Below are 21,224 nucleotides of genomic sequence, written 5' to 3'. Positions count from 1 at the left end.
TGATTATGACATTTCAGATTGTTATCAATGTGATCATTGCTGTAATGTGGATGTTCTTAAAAGAAACATATACGTTCCCTAGCTTTATTGGTGGCTTTATACTTGGAATAATCCTGTTATTATTACTTAACCGGTTTGTTCCAGATGAATTTTACTTAAAACGATTCTTTAAAATAATTAAACTTATTTTATTGTTTATCAAAGAATTAATTACCGCAAACCTGGATATTATTAAATTGGTCTACAAACCCAAGCTTGATATTGAACCTGGCATTTTTGCATTGCCTACAGAATTGAGAAGTAATTGGGAAATTACTTTACTGGCAAATTTAATTACACTAACTCCTGGAACACTAACAATTGCTATATCGGAGGACAATACACATCTTTATATACATGCGATGGATATAGATGATATTGATGAATCGATTGCTGAAATCAAAGATTCCTTTGAAAAAGCAATAATGGAGGTTACACGATGAATGAACTTTTGGAACTCTCGAAACAAATCTTGGATATCGCAACAAAAATATCGGTAGTTGGAATTTCTATTTCTCTTGTTTTACTCTTATATCGTATTATCGTCGGTCCTTCAAATGCTGATCGTGCCGTTGCACTCGATACAATTGGCATGGGGTTAATGGGACTTGCTGCACTGTTGGCCATCGTTCTCGCTTCTACCAATTTTAATGATGTTATTCTGCTAATCGGAATTCTTTTATTTATTGGTACGCTGGCAATTGCAAAATTTCTTGAAAAGGGTGTTATCATTGATCGAGACATGGAGTAGAATCATCCTATTTTTCCTTACCTCCTTTTTTATTTTATCGGGGACATTCTTTCTTCTATCCAGTGCGATAGGGATTGTCCGATTTCCCGATATTTATACTAGGCTGCATGCAGCTACTAAAGCTTCAACTTTGGGGATTGCAGGAATATTGATTGGTGCGTTTCTATTTTTATATGCATCTGAATCTATAGTTAGCGGTAAACTTCTGCTGGCCATTGTATTCACTTTATTAACCGCACCTGTATCAGGGCATATGATTTCCCGTGCAGCACACCGGAATGGGGTTAAACCTGTAATATATGAGCGTACAGATGAGCTTGAAGAAACGATTAAAAAAAGAAAAAAACAAAACAATGGTGAAACGTGACCTTGATACATGCGGGGTCACTTTTTTTAATGTAATTAATTAGGACATACACAAATACACCTTCTTGGTCATATAGATGAATTATGGGCCAATGCCTAGCGGAAACTTCAGGAGGTGTATAATTTGTCGAGTATTTTAAGCGTTCTTGCCTTACTAATAAAAGAAACCCTCTTTTTTGTATCTTACGTAAAAAACCACGCCTTTCCTCAACCCCTTCCACCTGATGAAGAAGCCAAATATATAAAAGAAATGCAGAATGGGGATGAGAATGCAAGGAACAAACTTATCGAACATAATCTTCGGCTAGTTGCACACATCGTAAAAAAGTTTGAAAATACCGGTGAGGATATGGAGGATTTAATTTCAATCGGAACAATCGGGCTAATTAAGGGAATTGAGAGCTTTTCACCAGATAAAGGAACTAAATTAGCTACCTATGCAGCTCGTTGTATCGAAAATGAAATTCTTATGCACTTAAGGGCCTTGAAGAAAGTTAAGAAGGATGTTTCTTTACATGATCCCATTGGGCAAGATAAAGAAGGGAATGAAATAAGCCTAATCGACATTCTAGAGGCGGAGTCGGAGGATGTAATTGAGTACATTCAATTACATATGGAACTTGACAAAATGAAGAAATACTTTTCAATCCTAGACGAAAGAGAAAGGGAAGTAATTATATTTCGCTATGGTTTAAACAATTATCAAGAAATGACACAACGCGAAATAGCAAAAAAGTTAAATATATCCAGAAGTTATGTGTCACGAATTGAAAAACGAGCGTTGATGAAGGTGTTTCATGAGTACTTTAAACAAGAAAATCCAAAGAGAAGGAAAGGTTAATCAGGCACAATCACACATTCATTTATACATTTAAAATCCCTCCATCATGGATCGTACCATGAAATGGAGGGATTTTATATGATGAAAAGTTAAAGTTCTTTTATCATCTTGATTATTAAAGTCGCTGCATTTTTCGCTGCTGTATCAATAAATGCATCAAATGATACGGTTGATTCTTTCCCAGCAATATCGGAAAGTGCGCGAATCACGACAAACGGTTTATTATATTGATGGCATACCTGAGCAACAGCCGCCGCTTCCATTTCAGCAGCAATCATTGCAGGAAACTTTTCTTTAATACGCTTTACATGGCCCGGATTTGCCATAAAAGTGTCTGCTGTTGCAATAATTCCTTCTTTGGATGAAATAGCCAGTGATTTAACTGCATTCGTTGCTAGTGCTGCGAGTTGTGAATCTGCAGCAAACATAGCCGGCATACCTGGAACTTGTCCATATGCATAATCAAAGGCGGTTACATCTACATCATGATGTACGACCTGGGAGGAAACAACGATATCCCCAATTTCAAGATTTTCATCAAATCCCCCAGCAGATCCTGTATTTATTACATAATCGGGGTTAAACCTCTCATGTAAAATGGTAGTAGCCATTGCAGCATTCACTTTTCCAATTCCCGATTTTAATAACACTACATCTTTACCTGCAATAACCCCTGACACAAACAAACAATTCGCAACTGTTTGCTCTTTTTTATTTGTCATATTTTCTATTAATAAAGCTACTTCCTCATCCATGGCTCCGATTATTCCGATTGTCATTCCTAATACCTCCGCTTTATTCCCTATCAATCATATGGATTATCTTTAATTATTTTAACGACGGTTGGTTTCCAGCCTTGATTTTCAATCCAGCTAAGGTTTACTTGATAAGTTTTATCTGGCTGATTGTGAGGTGAAACAGTACCAATAACTTTTTGCCCGCCGCCATTCTCAATCATCCAGGTAATCATTTCTCCCTCGATACCTGTAGCCAACCGTATGGCTTCTTTCATTTCCTTCCAATCCTGACTCTCGGTATCAAATTGTGTTGTGTGAGGTCCCTCCTGCTTGGTAGCAATTGGTTCCCAATCAGCGGTATATGCTTCTTTTACATTTGGATCAGAGCTTTCCACCGATTCTTTATTCTGGTCATTTGTTTTGGAATCTTCATCTGTAGAATTTTGTTCGTCATTCCCATTTTTATCATCGGATTTATCACTTGATGAATCATTTGAACTTGTACCATCATCACTTTTTGAATCATCGGTAGTAGATTCATCTGTTTCGTCTTTTGTAGATTCACTTGCTCCATTGTTGGCAGAATCATCCTTGCTTTGTTCTGAATTATCTTCACTCGTTGAATTGGTAGCAGGTTTTTCGGCTTCCTCATTACCGCCTCCACCAAATAGAAAAATACCCAACAAAACAATTATTAAAATCCCACCCAAAATTAGTAGAATAGAAATAGATTTCGTATTCTTTCTTCTTTTTTCAAATTTACCTAATCTTGAATTCTTCTCAGATTGACCCATCTTATGTCCCTCCCTTTAGCAACATGATATTATAATATCATATTTTCTATATAATTCTATATTTGCTTCCAAGAATGAATAGTAGGAACCAACTTTCAAGATTGATTTTTATGAAACGATACATTCTCACAAGGTAAATAGAAAAAACGAGATAACGTGTATCCCGTTTTGTTATTTCATATATTGTCAATCAACACTAACAATCTTCACTTGAATATCGCCACCTGGTGTAACTACTGTTACTTCAGTTCCTTTTTGGTGACCAAGTAAACTTTTTGCCATTGGTGAATCATTTGAAATCTTTCCTTCGAACGGATCTGCTTCAGCACTGCCGACAATTGTGTATGTTTCTTCATCACCGCTTGGCAATTCCTGAAATGTAACCGATTTACCTAACGATACAATATCGGGGTTATCTGTATCATTTTCTATAATCACCGCATTGCGGATCATTTTTTCCACCTGTGAAATGCGTGATTCGACAAAAGCTTGATCATCCTTCGCCGCGTCATATTCAGAGTTTTCAGATAGGTCTCCAAAATCACGTGCTACTTTAATCCGTTCAACTACCTCTTGTCTGCGTTCCGTTTTTAAGTGGTGCAATTCCTTCTCTAGTTTTGATTTCCCCTCTTCAGTCATATAATAGCTTTTCTCTACAGCCATTAAAAAACACTCCTTTTTTTATCTACAATAAGAACTAACATATTCGGATAGAACTTGCCGTCATTAAGAACACACAGCAACTCCTATTTTATTTATACTTCTTTCAAGTAGTATAAAAATGAGCAGCACAAAATGTGCGCTCGGTCATGTAAATATGTCTAATCATAACTATGGCAGATTTTATTTAAATTTTCAATACTTTCCATTATGAGTTTTGATTTTTTGCTAAGATGTTTTCAATTTTGGTAGCCATTATATCAATAGCGACATGATTTTGTCCACCTTCAGGTATGATAATATCTGCGTAGCGTTTTGTTGGCTCAACGAATTGTAAGTGCATAGGCCGCACATTGTTTACATACTGATCAATTACCGAATCAAGTGATCGGCCGCGTTCTTTAATGTCGCGCATCATTCTTCTGATTATCCGTATATCTGCATCTGTATCAACAAACACTTTAATATCCATCATATCCACCAGTCTGGGATCTTCCAGGATCAATATTCCTTCTAAGATGATTACTTCTTTCGGTTCGACAAAAATGGAATCCCGTGAGCGATTATGAATTTTATAGTCATAGATTGGTTTTTCAATTGATTTCTGATTCATCAAATCCTTTATATGTTCAATTAACAAATCATTATCAAACGCCAGGGGGTGATCATAATTTGTATTTAACCGCTCTTCAAATGGTAAATCACTTTGATCTTTATAATAATAATCCTGTTCGATTACAAGGATTGTTTTATCTGAAAACCGTTTGCAAATTGACTGTGTAACTGTAGTTTTACCACTTCCGCTACCGCCAGCTACACCAATAACTACTGGTTTGTCTTTCATGTTCCCTGTGCACTCCTTTTCGCCTATTTTTTAATGCTGATGGCAATTCCATCCCCGATTGGAACAATCGATGTATGGAAACTCTCGTTGTTTATTAACCATTGATTATAGGTATTAATTTTACCGGCAATTTTTGAAAACCGTGGATTATCTTCACTAGGGTTCGCAACATACCCCTTGAATAATACATTATCAGAAATAACTATTCCACTTTTTCGAATGGAGGGGCTATATAATTCAAAGAAGCGTTTATATTGACCCTTTGCTGCATCAATAAATAGTAAATCAAAAGGACCTTGATTCGTTATTTCTTCCGCGACTTCAAGAGCATCGCCAAATATCACATTAATCTGTTCGTGTTTGTTCAGGGCTTTAATTTCATTTACTGCATAGGTGAAACGACTTTCATCACGCTCAATCGTTGTAATAAGGGCTCCCGGATTTGCCTGAAGCATGCGCAGTGCAGAATATCCAATAGCTGTGCCAATTTCTAAAATACGGGCCGGCTGGTGAATTCGAATGATTTGTTGTAAGAAATTCATGCTGACCGGCTCCATAATTGGTACACGGTTTTCCTTTGCATATCTTTCCAACTCGGTAATCCATTTTTCATTTATTGGAATTGTTCCTTGTAAATACTGATTCAATTCTTTGTCATTCACGACAATTTCTCCTTATTCATCCAAATTTACAGACTTTGGAAAACAATGTATTCATCTTACTTAATAGCGAAATCACTTCAAATCATTAAACGTTACATGGTGAAATTGCAAAAAAACGGAAATGTGGCGTTTCACCACACTTCCAAATTTATACCGGTTTTATCATTCGCTGCCTAACTGACGCTTTTGCTTTTAATATGTCTAGCTAAAGCGGCTAGGTTTGCTTCCTTTTTTTCAACTTATTTAATATATTGTTCTTTTAATTTCAGATGTTTTTCATATGTTTTTGAATAATGAATGTTTCCTTTACTGTCATGCAGAAAATAGAGATTTTTCGATTCCTCCGGGTTTACTGCTGCTTTCAAGGAGTTCTCGGCAAAGTTTGAAATAGGACCAATAGGCAGCTTTTTAACATTATACGTGTTATATGGTGACTCTACTTCTAAGTCTTTTAATAATACTTTTTCCTTATGTCCTCCAAGCGCATACAATACTGTCGGGTCTGTCTGCAATGGCATGCCTTTATCGATTCTATTGTAAAATACACCAGCGATCTTTTTTCGTTGTTCAAACGTTTTGGCTTCGTTTTCCAATAATGAAGCCATGGTTAACGCTTTATGAACTGTTAAATCCTGCGCGGAAATGTCATCTAAATAAGGAGTAACAACCTTTTCTGTCTTACTGAGCATTTTCTGAACAACAGCTTCAACGCTTGGCTTTTTATCATAGAATTTATACGTTGCAGCAAATAAGTATCCTTCCAAAGGTGTGCGGATATCCGGATTTAAAATTTCCTTAGACAGGATTGACGGATGTTTATTTATTAATGACTCCACATAGTCTACATTATTTACTTTGTTTAAAAACTCCTCTTTACTGAATGGTAATTTTTTGGAATAAATTTTTGCCATTTGATCAATGGTTTTACCTTCAGGAATGGTAACACTATACTTCGGTTCCTCTAGAACCTTCCCAGTTTTAAGTGACTCAATAATCTCGTCTAACGTCATAGATGGTGTAAATGTATAGTTTCCAGCCTGAAAGTTTGATTCGTTTTTAAACTTTATGTAAAAGCGAAACACTCGTGCATCTTTAATAATTCCGTCTTTCTCAAGAATAGAGGCAATGTCAGATGTAGAAGACCCCATCGGGATTTCAACTTTGATCTCCTTGTCACTATCAGGGTTTACTGGCTGAAGTGCCGATTTCACATACATATAACCAGAAATCCCACCTACTAGAAGAATCAAAATTAATGATATGATTACAATCGTTACAATCTTACGGACAGTTTTCGCATCTTCACTCCGAGTAATCAGGTTGTCCGTATAACTGCCTGGTTCTTTCTTCTTGAACATAAACTAACTCCTCTCATCCGCTATATTATACTAAAAAACAGCCACAATATCTATGATTTAAAGTAGAATTTGTATAATCATGACGAATTATACATACAAGAAAAGCGGAAGCGCCCGTTTAGAAGCGGACGCATAAGCAAGGGACCTTGGGTTTAGCGTTCGTAGTGTCCATTGCTTATGACGACAGCTTCTGGGCGCTGGAGATAGACAGACTTTCATTTATATGATTTTCAATAAAAAAACTGATGTCCAGTTAGACACCAGTTTTTTATGCTTAGGTACGTGAAACCTTACTGATCCATTTCCTCATCTGCAAGCGTATTTAACATTTCTTCAACCATTTCCCATTCCTCATCGGATTCAATTGGGAATAGCGACAAATCATTGTCATCTGAATCTTTTTCTTCATAACGAAAAGCATAAACCTCTACTTCTTCATCATCTTTTTGTTCAACAGGAACAACCGCAATATAAGATTGTTTTGTTTCGTCTGCATCAAAAGTGAACAATACTTCAAATAAATGTTCCTCACCGTTTTCATCCGGTATTACAATACGTTCTTTATCATCTAATGCCATTCCGTCACTCCTTTATTATTTTTTATCAAGATAACCTTGTAGAATCATCACAGCCGCCATTTTGTCAATTACCTTTTTTCTTTTCTTTCTGCTCATATCTGCTTCAAGCAGAACACGCTCAGCAGCTACGGTTGTAAGACGTTCATCCCATAACGATGTCTTGATATGGTGTACCTTTTCCACATGCTTAGCATAGGCGATACATGCTTTTCCACGTTCGCCTATACTTCCATTCATGTTTTTCGGTAACCCAACAACAACTTCTTCTGCTTCATATTCATCAATAATAGCTTTCAGTTCCTTATCGGCAGATTTCCTGTCATTTTCTTTCCATTTGATGGTCGTAACACCTTGGGCAGTCCATCCCAGAGCATCACTGACAGCAACACCTATCGTTTTAGAACCAACATCCAATCCTATTATTTTCATATCCTATTCCTCTTGGTGTTCTAAATAAAACTTGACTAATTCTTCTATTAATTCGTCTCTTTCAAGCTTACGAATTAAGTTTCGCGCATCATTATGTCTTGGGATATACGCAGGGTCACCAGAAAGTAAATAACCCACAATTTGATTAATCGGATTATACCCTTTTTCTTTAAGGGCATAATGTACGGTAAACAGGATTTCTTTTATATCCTGATCAAATGGTTCTTCCGAGAAATTAAATTTCATCGTCTTATCAATAGAGCTCATAGTGACACCTCATTCCAAGTTTTGGCTTCTCACATCAGTTTAACATGTTTGTACTTAATATTATATCTTTTTTTACTATGATAAATACCTTTATGCTAGTTTTCCACGGTTTCTTTCACATAATTACTAGCATATATCAACGCCTCATTTATTTTAGCCGGGTCTTTACCGCCAGCTTGCGCCATGTCAGGACGGCCTCCACCACCGCCGCCGCATATTTTGGCAGCTTCTTTTATTAAATTGCCTGCATGCATCCCTTTTTCAATTAAATCTTTTGAAACACCGGCAGCCAATTGAACTTTACCGTCGTTTTCAGTAGCTAATAAGATCAGCCCTGTACCAAGCTTCTGTTTTAAATCATCTACCATTCCGCGGAGCTGGTTCATATCTTTCACATTCACCTTTTCTGCAAGAAGTGGTATGTCATTAATCTTTTCTACTTTATCCAATATCGATGTTGCTTCAAGGTTAGAAAGTTTAGCATTTAATGATTCGTTTTCTTTCAGGGCAGCTTTCAAATCCTTGAACACTGACTCGATTTTTTCTGGAACAGTTTCCTGGTTAGTCTTTAATAATTGACCAGCCAGTTTTAAAGTATTCATTTTTTCGTTAACGAAGTAATATGCGTGTTTACTGGAAACAGCCTCGATACGCCGTGTTCCTGCACCGATACCTGATTCCCCTATAATTTTAAACAAACCAATTTCGGCCGTATTTCCGACATGGCACCCACCGCATAGTTCGATACTATAATCACTTACTTGTACAACACGGACAATATCGCCATATTTTTCACCGAACAATGCCATCGCACCCATTTTTTTAGCTTCTGCGATTTCCTTGCTTTCAATTACAACCGGAATGGATGACCAGATTTTTTCATTTACCTTTGTTTCTATTTGCTTTATTTCCTCATTTGTAATTGAGCCAAAATGGGAAAAGTCAAACCGTAATCTTTCTGGACTGACAAGTGAACCCGCCTGGTTAACGTGATTACCCAGAACATCTTTTAAAACCTGGTGCAATAAGTGAGTAGCTGTGTGATTTTTAATAGTAGCGTTTCTGGAATCACGATCAACAACAGCTGATACTTGCTGCCCTATTCTAAAAATACCGTCTTCAACGATTACATGATGGATATTTTGACCTTTTGGCGCTTTTTGCACATCCCTTACATACATCGAAGCAGTTTCAGTATAAATCCATCCATTATCAGCAACCTGTCCACCACTTTCAGCATAGAATGGAGTTTCTTGTAAAAATACATAAGCATCATCGCCAACTTGCAGGGTATCAACAAATTCTTTTCCGTTAATCATTTGCGTTATATTAGTCTGAACCTCTAAATGATCATAACCAATAAACTCGCTGGCTTGATCCACCTTGCTGAGGATCTCGTCCTGAACCTGCATGGAGTCCATCTTTTGTCTCGCATTACGTGCACGGTTTCTTTGATTCTGCATTTCTTCCTCAAACCCTTGTTCATCGATTGTAAAACCTTCCTCATCTACATACTCTTCCGTTAATTCTTTCGGAAAACCGTAGGTATCATACAATCGGAATACCTCTTTACCAGGGAAAACTTTGCTTCCTTTGCTGCTTTCTTCTTTGATAATGGCAGTTAGTATCTCAAGTCCATCCTGGAGTGTCTCATGAAAGCGTTCCTCTTCCGATTTGACCACATTTTTAATATGTTCCTGTGACGTCAGTACCTCCGGATAGAAATCCTTCATAATGTCCCCTACGATCGGGACCAGTTTATACATAAATGGTTCTTCGATACCGATCTGTTTTGCGAAGCGGACCGCACGGCGCAGCAACCTGCGCAGCACATAGCCACGCCCCTCATTAGATGGTATTGCATTATCACCTATTGCAAATGTAACCGTCCGGATATGATCAGCTATTACCTTAAAAGCAGTATCTGATTTATCATCCTTACCATACGTGGTATTTGCAAATTCCTCTACCTTTTTGATAAGTGGCATGAACAAATCTGTTTCAAAATTTGTCGGTGTATCCTGAATAACGCAAACCATCCGTTCCAATCCCATACCTGTATCAATATTCTTCTTAGGCAGAGGTGTGTATGTGTCATCCGGGTTATGATTAAATTGGGAAAAGACCAAGTTCCAAATTTCCAAATAACGTTCATTTTCTCCCCCTGGATATAGTTCCGGATCACTTGAATCGCTCCCATATTTTTCACCGCGATCAAAAAAGATCTCCGTATTCGGTCCACTTGGTCCCTCTCCGATATCCCAAAAGTTTTCTTCTAAACGGATAATCCGTTCTTTTGGTATTTGAATATCCTTAAGCCAAATATCATACGCCTCATCATCTTCAGGATGAACTGTAACAGCCAAACGTTCAGCTTCAAAGCCAATCCATTTATCACTTGTTAGAAACTCCCATGCCCACTTAATGGCTTCTTCTTTAAAGTACTCACCTATTGAGAAGTTGCCAAGCATTTCAAAAAACGTATGATGCCGTGCAGTGAAACCAACGTTTTCTATGTCATTCGTTCTAATTGATTTTTGGGCATTTACCAATCGCGGATTTTCTGGTATGACACGCCCGTCAAAATACTTTTTCAATGTAGCTACCCCACTATTAATCCAAAGTAGTGTTGGGTCTTCAATTGGCACGAGTGATGCACTTGGTTCAACACGATGCCCTTTTTCTTTAAAAAAGTCAATAAACATTTGTCTTACCTGAGCAGATGTTAATTGTTTCATGATTTTTTCCTCCTAATAATTTCGGAAATAAAAAAAACTCCTCTCTGCAATATCTGCAGGGACGAGATTTTATCGCGGTACCACCCTAATTATGAACAACTGAATCTGTTATTCATCACTTGACCATGGTAACGGTTTGAAACCGATGGGTATTAACCATATTCCAGTTTAGCTTTCCATGAGTCATGGGATGGGATTTTTCTCAGCCTAATGAAAATCCCTCTCTTTTAAACAGAGCATCATGTACTTAGAACCTTCAACATTTTTTCATATTACTAATTATGCGATATTATAAGGAATATCTGTCAATATGTCAACTATTCGTACCTTTCGTTCTGATTCTCTGATCTAAATTGCTTGACAATCTCATTGATAATGGTAAGTAAGGGGACTGCAAGTAATAATCCTATCACCCCACCTACCTTGCCTCCAATAAGCAGTGCAAAAATAATTGCTATCGGATGAATATGAATGCTTCTGCCTACAATGTAAGGGGACAGTAAATTACTCTCAATTAATTGAATAGCAAATACCGTTATTAATACAAAGATTACCAGCTTGTTGGATACGGTGAGTGCTATAGCAATTGCCGGCAGCGCACCGATTATTGGACCAAAATAAGGAATAAAATTGGTAAAACCCATGATAATCGCTAAAACCAGCGCATATTTTAAATGGAGAAAATAGAAACAAATAAAAGTTGCAATACTAACAAATAGGCTTACCAGCAATTGGCCGCGGATATAGTTACCCAAGCTCTTATCAATTGAGTAAAGGATTTTATGTGCCCGATCATGATATTTCATCGGAATCCACTTTTTCAACCATCTTTTAATCCGCTTCGTATCTTTCAAAAAATAAAAAACGAGTACCGGAATGACCGTAATTACCACTATAAAATCAAGGATCTTGGTAATGGAGATAACCAGTCCTGAAACCATGTTACCCATACCTGTTTCGATTTGCTGGAACAAAGTATCAAACTTATCGTGCACTGTTTCAGGCAAAAAGGATGTTGACTCGTATATTTGGTATATCCAGCTCCTGTATGTTTCAATAAATGCTGGAATCTGTGCACTTAACTCTGTTAGCTGCTTGAGAAGTAATGGATAAATCCGATTAACACCAACAATTAGTCCGCCAAAGAAAATGACATATATGATAAGTATAGCTATCCCTTTTGGAACATTGTAGGAATGAATTTTACGTACTATCGGATACAATAAATATGCAATAAAAAGAGAGAAGAGAAATGGAAAGAAAATACTCCACAAAAAGGAAAAAACAGTTCCATAAAAGGGGAACAGTTTTACAAAAAGATAAATTAATAGAAAGGTTAAAATCGCAATGATGAGCCAGTATAGAATATGTAACGGATTTTTTTCTTTAATCATAACAGCGCTCCTTAGTTTTAAACATATAGTTCCATTTTAAAACTAATTTTCAGCCCTGAAGTTTCCGTTCTTCATCTGTGAACAGATCATTTAATGAACTGAGTGATCCATCTGACTCTATTTGATGAATGATTACCTCATCATTAACTACTGATATTTCAATAAAACAATTCCAGCAGTAATATTGCTGAGATCCAATTTTTCCGATATCTTTCCGATTACAGTTCGGGCATTCCATAACGCACATTAACTCCTTCTATATATCCATTATTACGTTATGCTTGCCCAATTCCATCTATAATATACCTCTTCCTACATAAAATCATAAGGAGTGATCTCGTCCTCCATATTCTCTTCAGCCGCTTCATTGTCCTGATCAGATGGTAACCGATCACGCAATTGCTTGATTAAATCCGTATACCGCTTGTTTGTATCCATGGTATTTACACCCTGTAAAAACGCTTGTTTCTCGCCGCAAATGATCAATGATTGCTTGCTCCTTGTTATAGCCGTGTATAATAAATTCTTGCGTAACATCCTGCGGTAGGTAGAAACTACCGGCATGACCACGATAGGAAACTCACTCCCCTGTGATTTATGAATGGAAATACAATAGGCGTGCATAATGTTTGTATAATCCTTCCTTTCATAGACCACTTCTTTGCCTTCAAATGTTACAACGATTTGTTCCACATTTTCTTTGTTTTCATCTTCAAAAAAGATGGCAACAATTTCCCCGATATCACCATTCGAAACACCATCTTCCGGCTGGTTTACCAATTGCAGCACCTTATCTCCAACGCGAAAGACTGTGTCGTACACTTTCACTTCACGCCTTCGTTTTGTCTTAGGATTTACTATTTCCTGCAATGTTTTGTTTATAACCGTGATGCCTGCTTCCGTACGGTACATTGGTGCCAGCACTTGAATATCTTTTAAATTAATCCCCTTTTTTTCGGCACTAGCAAATATCTTTGTGATTACATCAACCATTTGAAATTGATTACAGGTTAAAAAGCTAAAATCCTTATCATTTCTAAGTGTCTGATTGGTACATTCATCGTTTTTTATGGTATGTGCCAATTGAATGATCTTGGACCCTTCTTTTTGTCTGTACACTTCATTCAGACTTACAAATGGGATGGAGTCGCTTGCTAATAAGTCAGTAAGTACCTGGCCTGGTCCAACAGAGGGCAATTGATCCTCATCACCAACCAAGAGAACCTGCATATCATCCGGAATCGCTTTAAATAAACTATTCGCAAGCCAGATATCTACCATTGAGAATTCATCAACAATCAGGAATTTACCTGACAGTGGTTCGTTTTGATCTTTATCGAACCCATTATTACCGTCCCAGCCTAATAACCGGTGAATCGTCACTGCCGGCAGTCCAGTAGATTCTGTTAATCGTTTTGCTGCCCGACCAGTAGGTGCAGTGAAAACAAAAGGATATTCAGATTTTTTCTCATAATCTTTTGGGTCGATCGAAACACGATGAATAGCGGAGTACGCATCCACAATTCCTTTTATTACTGTGGTTTTACCTGTTCCCGGCCCACCTGTTACAATCATTAGCTTAGCATGCAAAGCCTGATTAATCGCATGGAACTGTTCTTTTCCATAGCTTAGTGTTTCCGCTTCTTCAATATCCCCAATAATTTTCATCATCTCTGCCAGCGGGGTATCATGTTCAACAGGTTTTGTTATTAGTCGCTTGACTTGTGAAGCAAAGCCATCCTCCGCATAATACAAGGAGGGCAAATATACTTTTCCTTCTTGAACAATTATTTTCTTTTCTGTATTCAGGCCATCCAGACGGTTTTTGATTGTATCTTCATCAAGCTCAGCACTTGCTCTTCCAAGCAATTGAATGACCTTGACGATACACTCTTCTGCAGGTAAATACACATGTCCTTCCTGTACACTTTTTTGCAAAACAAAAATGCAACCGGCACCTATTCGATTTGGATGTGTCAGGGATAACCCGTTTACATTGGCAATTTCATCGGCTTTTTGGAATCCGAATCCTTCTACATCAAACACATATTGGTAAGGATCCTTGTTTAGCACATCAATTGATTCATCTTTATAAACCTGATAGATTTTCTGGGCAAGTTTCAATCCAATTCCAAATTTACCCAAATGAACTACCACATGCTCGAAGCCCTCGTTTTCTTGCAATGTTTTCACGAGGTGCTCCGCATTATCTGCTTTCAATCCTTGAACACCTGTTAACACATCCGGATTGGTTAATATTTGTGAAATAGCATTCTCACCCAAATGATTAATTATTTTTGAGGCAGTCTTCTTACCAATTCCATAAAATAAATCACTCGATAGATACGCAATTAGTCCATCAGTTGTTTCTGGTATGTTTGATTCATATGATGTCACCTGATATTGAAGTCCGAACTTATTATGCCGCTCCATTTGTCCATAAAATATATAATCCTTTGTCTCCTGCAGATTGGAAAAATACCCTTTCACCACAATTTCTTTGTCATGCAATTCTTCATTCGTATCAAGTACTTTGATTTTTGCAATCGAAAAATGCTCCGCATCATTGTGAAAAATAGTATACAGTAGCTCGCCTTTTATATACTTTTGGATATCAGGTTCACCCATTTGCTCAACATTTGCCATCAAAACAACCCCGCTATCTTACTCTTTGTTTAGTTCACGTAATTTCTTTGTTTGCTCTTTCCCATTAGCCGCAAGGGCATGGTCTGGTTGAATAGTCAATGCTGTTTCAAAATGATCCATTGCCTCATCCATTTGCTCATTATATAAGGCGATTACTCCTAAATTATAATGTGCATCACTATGCGCTTCATTTAGCTTTAAAACCTGTTCGAAAGCATCTTTAGCTTCATCTAAATGATCACTTTGGGCCAGTGACATTGCATATTGAAAGGCAATTTCTTCATCATCAGGCTCTAGTTCAGTGGCACGCAGGAGGTATGGAATTGCAAGTTTCATTTGTTCCTGGTTTTGTAAAGCGATACCTAGCATATAGTATACGTCTCCTTCTTCCAGACCAAGTTCAATTGCTTTCTGGAAATTTTGTTGTGCTTTCCCATAAACCGACTCTTCCAAAAACACATTGCCAAGCCCATAATATGCTGTTGCAGCATGCTCATCCAACTCAATTGCTTTTTCAAAAAAACGTTGCGCCCGTGCTAACTCATGTAGATGGATCAGTAAGTTGCCAAAATTAATATAACCTACTGGATCTTCGGGATTTTCTTCAATAATTTCCGTAAAAAGTTTCGCTGATTCCTCTAATTTTTGTTCTTGCATATATGCAACTGCCTGCTGCATTTTATCCATTTTCAACACCACACATTTCTATTATCGTGTAAGGAAAAGGATCCAGAGCCACTTATCAGCGACAAAGGGATCCTTCCTGTTTTTACTAGTTAACCGACATAACTTATCCGCTGATCATTTTTGATAACCTGGTCGATTGTTCCCCCACCTAGGCATATCTCCCCGTCATAAAAAACGACAGCCTGTCCTGGTGTAATGGAACGTTGTCTTTCATGAAACCTAACATGGGCACTTCCGTCATCTAAAATCGTCACAGTTACCTTACTATCCTTTTGACGATAACGGAATTTGGCAGTACACGTAAACGTTTTGCCCAGATCTTTTGTGGTTATCCAATTCAGATCTGTTGCGATTAAACTATCTGAATACAAATGTTCATTCGTTGATCCTTGTTCTACATACAAAACATTATCTGTTAAGTTTTTACCTACTACAAACCAGGCATCACCAGACCCGCCAATACCAAGTCCCTGGCGTTGGCCAATTGTGTAGTACATGAGGCCTTCGTGATTACCTTTTTCCTCGTTATGAAGTGTTTTCATTTTGCCTGGCTGCGCTGGTAAATATTCACTTAGAAATTCTTTAAAGTTACGTTCCCCGATAAAACAGATACCAGTACTATCTTTCTTGGCAGCCGTTGCTAAACCTTGCTCAGCAGCTATTTTTCTAACTTCTTTTTTCGGAAGATGACCTAAAGGAAACATTACCTTTTCCAGCACGTCAGGTGTAAGCTGATTTAGAAAATAGGTCTGATCCTTGTTGTCATCCACCCCGCGAAGCATTTCAAATTCGCCCTCACGCTGTCTTATTTGTGCGTAATGCCCCGTTGCTAAATAATCTGCCCCAAGTGACAGCGCGTGATCTAGGAACGCTTTAAATTTAATTTCTTTATTGCACATCACGTCCGGGTTCGGTGTTCTCCCAGCTTTATATTCATCTAAAAAATAGGTAAACACTTTGTCCCAATATTGTTTTTCAAAATTAACTGCATAATAAGGAATTCCAATTTGATTGCACACCCGAACAACATCCTCAAAGTCCTCAGTAGCAGTACAAAAACCATTTTCATCCGTGTCATCCCAGTTTTTCATAAAAATTCCTACAACGTCATAGCCCTGTTCCTTGAGCAAAAGGGCTGCTACGGATGAATCAACTCCCCCGCTCATCCCAACGACTACGCGTGTGTCTTTATTATTATTTCCCATTATTTCACCACCTGTTTAGGAAGCTGCTAACCGCTTAACAATAGAAGCAATTCTTTCCGCCGCCTCCATTATATCTTCCTTTTTGTTATGCAGACCAAAGCTGAACCGTATAGAATTCGTTGTTCGTTCATTGCCAGCACCGTACATTGCACTTAGTACATGTGACGGTTCAACCGATCCTGCAGTACACGCACTGCCACTTGAAGCCGCTATTCCGGTCAGGTCAAAGTTAGTAAGTAGTTGTTCAACATTTGTACCTGGAAAACTAATGTTGATAATAGAAGGAATTGCTTCTGACTGGTTACCATTAAGCTCAACATTTACGGCGGCTTGTTCCAATGTTTCAATAAATAACTTTTTATATTCTTTGTATGTTTCAACTCGGTTTTCCCTTTGATTCATCGCGAGCTGAACTGCATGTTGAAAGCCAACAGCGCTGACCACATTTTCCGTTCCGGGCCGCCTTTTACGTTCCTGTTCACCGCCAAACTGTAATGTATGAAGCGATACATTTTTATTGACATATAAAAAACCAATGCCTTTTGGTCCATTAATTTTATGTGAGCTAACCGTTAATAAATCAATATGGTCCTCTTTAACATCAATTGGCAGTTGACTGTATGCCTGGACAGCATCCGTATGGAAATAGGCCTGATGATTTTTTAAGAGTTCACCGATATCATGAATGGGCTGAATAATTCCCGTTTCATTATTAACAGACATAATTGAAACTACTATGGTGTGATCGGTTAATGCCTGTTTTAAATCGTTAACAGCCATTTTTCCATCTTCATACACCGGTAAGTACGTCACGTTAAAACCGTTTTCTTCTAAATGTTCCGCTGCGTGAAGTACCGCATGATGTTCTTGAACGGTTGTAATAATGTGGTTTCCTTTTTGTTTGTTCGCAAGTGCTGTCCCAATTAGCGCGAGGTTATCTGCTTCAGTCCCGCCGCTTGTTATAACAATTTCCTTCTCTTCGGCATGGATGCTCCCAGCAAAGACCTGTCTCGCTTGGTCCATTAATTGCCTCGCTTTTCTCCCGAATGCATGGACACTTGATGGATTGCCAAACACTTCGGAATAAATCGGGACCATAGCTTCGATCACTTCTGTTGCCATCGGTGCTGTCGCTGCATGATCCAAATAAATGTGATTCATGATAAACATTTCCTTCCCTGAGTCTACCTATATATAAAACATATATGATTCCTGATGGTGATCATTATCGTGATGAAGCAGATCTTCCAATGTGGTCGTATCCAGTACATCCTTAACGGCATCACGAACCCGCAACCATAATGCCTGCTTGGCTACATCTTCATCTTCAATGCCTTCAACGGGAGTTATCGGTCCTTCCAATACCCGAATAATATCACCTGCAGTTATTTTTTTAGGTTCATTTGCCAGCATATAGCCACCGTATGCTCCGCGGACACTTTTCACTAAACTTGCATTTCTTAGCGGAGAGGCTAATTGCTCTAGATAATGTTCAGATAAATCTTTTTCACGTGCGATTGATTTGAGTGATACTGGTCCCTTGCCATAATTTTTAGCAAGCTCAATCATAATGGTTAGACCATATCGTCCTTTTGTTGAAATCTTCATGCTTTACACCTCTATTGGTATTGTACTACTTTTATAGATAGAAATTAAATTATTCTAGTGTCATATTACAAGAATTAGTTATTGACACATGATATTATAGCATGAATAGTGCACATGTTGCATTTAAGGCAAATTTTATACAAAGGAATGGTAATAATGAAACAAAAACCATTGGCATATCGCATGAGACCGACACACATAAATGAAATAATTGGGCAAACCCATATTATCGGAGAAGGTAAAATAGTAAACCGGATGATTCAAGCAGAGCGACTGGCATCCATGATTCTATATGGACCACCGGGAACTGGTAAAACCTCCATGGCGGTTGCTTTAGGTAAAAGTCTTGGGATCCCAGTAAAAATGCTTAATGCAGTAGTAGATAAAAAGAAAGATATGGAGATTGTCATTGAAGAAGCAAAGATGACCGGTCAAATTGTCTTAGTTCTGGATGAGGTCCATCGTTTGGATAAGGCTAAACAGGACTTTCTCTTACCATATTTGGAAAGTGACTTAATTACGTTAATTGGTTGTACAACAAGCAACCCGTATCATTCTATTAATCCGGCAATACGCAGCAGATGCCACCTGTTTGAATTACTTGCTCTAACGCCAACAGACATCAAAGTTGCCTTGGAAAGAGCCATTGTGGATGAAACAAAAGGATTGGGATCATACCAGGTAAATCTCACCGATGAAGCCTTTGAACACTTTTCCCATGCAGCAAATGGTGATTTACGTTCTGCGTTAAATGGATTGGAACTTGCAGTATTTTCATCCCCGAAGGATGACCAAAATGTTGTCCATATAACACTGACCATAGCTGAAGAATGTATGCAAAAAAAGAGTTTTTCACATGATAAAAACGGGGATGCCCACTATGATGTTTTATCAGCATTTCAAAAATCCATCCGTGGAAGTGATGTCAATGCGGCATTGCATTATTTAGGTAGATTAATTGAAGCGGGTGATCTAGAAAGCATAGCCAGAAGAATGATCGTTTGTGCGTACGAAGATATCGGTGTTGCCAATCCCCAGGCAGGCCCCCGCGCTGTTTCAGCAGTGCAGGCTGCAGAACGTTTGGGGTTCCCAGAAGCACGTATCCCGTTATCCGTCGCAATTGTTGAACTTTGTCTATCGCCAAAATCAAATACGGCATACAAAGCGCTTGATGCGGCCTTGTCAGATATTCGAAATGGTAAAAGCGGTGACATCCCCATCCATTTAAAAGATTCCCATTATAGTGGTGCAAAAAGTCTTGGCAGGGGCGTTGAATATAAATACCCTCATAACTATGAAGCCAATTGGGTCAATCAGGAATATCTTCCAGAGACCTTACGAAAAAGAGAATACTATAAACCAAAAGATACAGGTAAATTTGAGCAGGCTATGAAACAAGTATATGAAAAAATTAAACGGGATAAAAATAATAGCAAGTGAGATAGGTATAATTCCTTTTGTAACCGGTCAAACTAGTAACAAATAACGATGAGCAATAATTAAATCTAGTTGCCGTAGTAAAAGGAGCTGAACTTTGTGGTTAAAGTTAGACAGGACGCATGGTCTCATGAAGATGATTTACTATTAGCGGAAACTGTTCTGCGTCATATACGTGAAGGAAGCACGCAATTAAATGCATTTGAGGAAGTTGGTGATCATTTAAACCGGACCTCTGCAGCGTGTGGATTTAGATGGAACGCTGAGGTACGAAATAAATATGACCATGCTATCGATCTTGCAAAAAGACAACGTAAAGAGAAAAAGAGAGCAGTGGCTGTAGCCGTTCAATCGCAAAAACAAATAGTGAATAAGACAGAGCAAGCAGTTAAACAACATAGTGTAGAGCAGGTTCCTGCTCAGCCAACTGAGTATAATATTTCAATGGATATGGTGATTGGTTACTTAAAACAAGTAAAAAAAGAAAATCAATCATCCAATCAATCAAAGGCTTCCATGGAACGCCTAGAAAAAGAGAATCAAAGTCTAAAAGGGCAATTAAATGAACTGGAAAAGAAATTGTCTGTTACTGAAAAGCAATTAAACACTGTGCAGGAAGACTATCAGGTCTTCATACAAATAATGGAACGCGCACGAAAAATGACGGTATTAGACGATCAGAGTCCAGTTAAAACCCCAGCGTTTCGCATGGATAAAAACGGAAACCTGCAACAAGTAGCAAACGGCAATTCAAATTAGAAAAGCGAAAGAGCCCCGTTCAGAGGCGGATAATAAGCAAGGGGCCATAGAACGCATGAGTTTGCGTTCGTAGTATCCATTCCTGATAACGACAGCTTCTGGGACTCGCGCTAACATATTTTATACATTCTTATCTTGTAAAAAAAGCTGCCACGTCACGTTTTCTCGTGATGTGGCAGCTTTATTATGTACGTATTTAATCCCGATTGTGCCGTCTGGCTTTTTTGTTTTGATCCCGCTCTCGGCAGGTGGGTGCCTTGTTCTATACCTCTTATGCTTCCTCTCTAAGTACGGTAAAGGCTTGCACGCAACACAGAAACGATCGGGCTCCCAAGTATAAAAATGTTCGGTCAAAACGTTTCTCAGACAAACACATCAGGATTAAATACTTTCAACTTTTACTGTAAGTTCATCATATCACAGT

The 21,224-nt window shown here is 38.1% G+C and carries 23 protein-coding genes, 1 other RNA gene and 1 other annotated feature; of the genes, 6 read left to right on the top strand and 18 right to left on the bottom strand.

The features are described 5' to 3' along the window. Nucleotides 1–5 precede the first annotated feature (5 nt). From CFK37_RS13660 to sigK, 4 genes are all read left to right on the top strand, one after another. Nucleotides 6–482 (top strand): Na+/H+ antiporter subunit E, encoded by a 477-nt coding sequence (locus tag CFK37_RS13660; RefSeq protein WP_089062378.1) that lies wholly within the window; start codon nt 6–8, stop codon nt 480–482. Further along, nucleotides 479–790: a Na(+)/H(+) antiporter subunit F1 gene (locus tag CFK37_RS13655; RefSeq protein WP_089062377.1), complete on the top strand. Its 312-nt coding sequence runs from the start codon at nt 479–481 to the stop codon at nt 788–790. The genes CFK37_RS13660 and CFK37_RS13655 overlap by 4 nt, the downstream gene beginning before the upstream one ends. After that, nucleotides 771–1,157, top strand: a complete 387-nt coding sequence (gene mnhG / locus CFK37_RS13650; RefSeq protein ID WP_089062376.1) for a monovalent cation/H(+) antiporter subunit G — start codon at nt 771–773, stop codon at nt 1,155–1,157. The genes CFK37_RS13655 and mnhG overlap by 20 nt, the downstream gene beginning before the upstream one ends. 123 nt (nt 1,158–1,280) lie before the next feature. Continuing rightward, nucleotides 1,281–1,997 carry an RNA polymerase sporulation sigma factor SigK gene (sigK, locus tag CFK37_RS13645; RefSeq protein WP_089062375.1) on the top strand — a complete coding sequence of 239 codons (717 nt, stop codon included), beginning with the start codon at nt 1,281–1,283 and terminating at the stop codon, nt 1,995–1,997. Nucleotides 1,998–2,086: 89 nt separating this feature from the next. On the opposite strand, the gene mtnN is transcribed toward sigK, so the two are convergent. From mtnN to cymR, 17 genes are all read right to left on the bottom strand, one after another. Then, nucleotides 2,087–2,776, bottom strand: coding sequence for a 5'-methylthioadenosine/S-adenosylhomocysteine nucleosidase (mtnN, locus tag CFK37_RS13640; protein ID WP_089062374.1), 690 nt, complete (start codon nt 2,774–2,776; stop codon nt 2,087–2,089). Nucleotides 2,777–2,802: 26 nt separating this feature from the next. Next, nucleotides 2,803–3,528 carry a YrrS family protein gene (locus CFK37_RS13635; protein WP_089062373.1) on the bottom strand — a complete coding sequence of 242 codons (726 nt, stop codon included), beginning with the start codon at nt 3,526–3,528 and terminating at the stop codon, nt 2,803–2,805. Nucleotides 3,529–3,714: 186 nt separating this feature from the next. Then, nucleotides 3,715–4,191 carry a transcription elongation factor GreA gene (gene greA, locus CFK37_RS13630; RefSeq protein WP_089062372.1) on the bottom strand — a complete coding sequence of 159 codons (477 nt, stop codon included), beginning with the start codon at nt 4,189–4,191 and terminating at the stop codon, nt 3,715–3,717. Between the two features lie 205 nt (nt 4,192–4,396). Then, a complete protein-coding gene (gene udk / locus CFK37_RS13625; RefSeq protein WP_089062371.1) occupies nt 4,397–5,032 on the bottom strand; it encodes a uridine kinase in 636 nt (211 codons plus the stop codon). A 23-nt stretch (nt 5,033–5,055) separates the two neighbouring features. After that, nucleotides 5,056–5,694, bottom strand: coding sequence for an O-methyltransferase (locus CFK37_RS13620; RefSeq protein ID WP_089062370.1), 639 nt, complete (start codon nt 5,692–5,694; stop codon nt 5,056–5,058). A 239-nt stretch (nt 5,695–5,933) separates the two neighbouring features. After that, on the bottom strand, nt 5,934–7,052 hold the full coding sequence (gene mltG, locus CFK37_RS13615; RefSeq protein ID WP_089062369.1) for an endolytic transglycosylase MltG: 1,119 nt from the start codon (nt 7,050–7,052) through the stop codon (nt 5,934–5,936). 290 nt (nt 7,053–7,342) lie between these two features. Then, nucleotides 7,343–7,630: a DUF1292 domain-containing protein gene (locus CFK37_RS13610; RefSeq protein WP_089062368.1), complete on the bottom strand. Its 288-nt coding sequence runs from the start codon at nt 7,628–7,630 to the stop codon at nt 7,343–7,345. 15 nt (nt 7,631–7,645) lie between these two features. Beyond that, nucleotides 7,646–8,059 (bottom strand): Holliday junction resolvase RuvX, encoded by a 414-nt coding sequence (ruvX, locus tag CFK37_RS13605; protein WP_089062367.1) that lies wholly within the window; start codon nt 8,057–8,059, stop codon nt 7,646–7,648. Between the two features lie 3 nt (nt 8,060–8,062). Then, nucleotides 8,063–8,326 (bottom strand): IreB family regulatory phosphoprotein, encoded by a 264-nt coding sequence (locus CFK37_RS13600; RefSeq protein ID WP_089062366.1) that lies wholly within the window; start codon nt 8,324–8,326, stop codon nt 8,063–8,065. A 95-nt stretch (nt 8,327–8,421) separates the two neighbouring features. Continuing rightward, a complete protein-coding gene (alaS, locus tag CFK37_RS13595; RefSeq protein ID WP_089062365.1) occupies nt 8,422–11,064 on the bottom strand; it encodes an alanine--tRNA ligase in 2,643 nt (880 codons plus the stop codon). Nucleotides 11,065–11,118: 54 nt separating this feature from the next. Then, nucleotides 11,119–11,333 (bottom strand) — a binding site (T-box leader). A gap of 48 nt (nt 11,334–11,381) precedes the next feature. Continuing rightward, nucleotides 11,382–12,458 carry an AI-2E family transporter gene (locus CFK37_RS13590; RefSeq protein WP_089062364.1) on the bottom strand — a complete coding sequence of 359 codons (1,077 nt, stop codon included), beginning with the start codon at nt 12,456–12,458 and terminating at the stop codon, nt 11,382–11,384. 49 nt (nt 12,459–12,507) lie between these two features. After that, nucleotides 12,508–12,696, bottom strand: a complete 189-nt coding sequence (locus CFK37_RS13585) for a hypothetical protein (RefSeq protein WP_172840507.1) — start codon at nt 12,694–12,696, stop codon at nt 12,508–12,510. Nucleotides 12,697–12,770: 74 nt separating this feature from the next. Beyond that, nucleotides 12,771–15,104 carry an SF1B family DNA helicase RecD2 gene (gene recD2, locus CFK37_RS13580; protein ID WP_089062362.1) on the bottom strand — a complete coding sequence of 778 codons (2,334 nt, stop codon included), beginning with the start codon at nt 15,102–15,104 and terminating at the stop codon, nt 12,771–12,773. A gap of 18 nt (nt 15,105–15,122) precedes the next feature. Next, nucleotides 15,123–15,791 carry a tetratricopeptide repeat protein gene (locus tag CFK37_RS13575; protein ID WP_089062361.1) on the bottom strand — a complete coding sequence of 223 codons (669 nt, stop codon included), beginning with the start codon at nt 15,789–15,791 and terminating at the stop codon, nt 15,123–15,125. Between the two features lie 89 nt (nt 15,792–15,880). Beyond that, on the bottom strand, nt 15,881–16,996 hold the full coding sequence (gene mnmA / locus CFK37_RS13570) for a tRNA 2-thiouridine(34) synthase MnmA (RefSeq protein ID WP_089062360.1): 1,116 nt from the start codon (nt 16,994–16,996) through the stop codon (nt 15,881–15,883). Nucleotides 16,997–17,011: 15 nt separating this feature from the next. Continuing rightward, complete coding sequence (locus CFK37_RS13565) at nt 17,012–18,157, bottom strand: cysteine desulfurase family protein (protein ID WP_089062359.1); 1,146 nt, start codon at nt 18,155–18,157, stop codon at nt 17,012–17,014. Nucleotides 18,158–18,184: 27 nt separating this feature from the next. After that, entirely contained in the window at nt 18,185–18,604 is a 420-nt protein-coding gene (gene cymR, locus CFK37_RS13560) for a cysteine metabolism transcriptional regulator CymR (RefSeq protein WP_089062358.1), read from the bottom strand. Between the two features lie 156 nt (nt 18,605–18,760). On the opposite strand from cymR, the gene CFK37_RS13555 reads away from it, so the two are divergent. Then, nucleotides 18,761–20,044, top strand: coding sequence for a replication-associated recombination protein A (locus CFK37_RS13555; RefSeq protein WP_089062357.1), 1,284 nt, complete (start codon nt 18,761–18,763; stop codon nt 20,042–20,044). A 96-nt stretch (nt 20,045–20,140) separates the two neighbouring features. Further along, nucleotides 20,141–20,800, top strand: a complete 660-nt coding sequence (locus CFK37_RS13550; RefSeq protein WP_089062356.1) for an RsfA family transcriptional regulator — start codon at nt 20,141–20,143, stop codon at nt 20,798–20,800. A gap of 195 nt (nt 20,801–20,995) precedes the next feature. Here CFK37_RS13550 and ssrS read toward each other — a convergent pair. Next, nucleotides 20,996–21,185: non-coding RNA, 6S RNA (gene ssrS, locus CFK37_RS13545), on the bottom strand. Nucleotides 21,186–21,224: the final 39 nt, after the last annotated feature.

Source organism: Virgibacillus phasianinus (assembly GCF_002216775.1).
Taxonomy (GTDB): domain Bacteria; phylum Bacillota; class Bacilli; order Bacillales; family Amphibacillaceae; genus Virgibacillus_F; species Virgibacillus_F phasianinus.
This window is presented reverse-complemented; position numbering and strand designations above follow the sequence as displayed.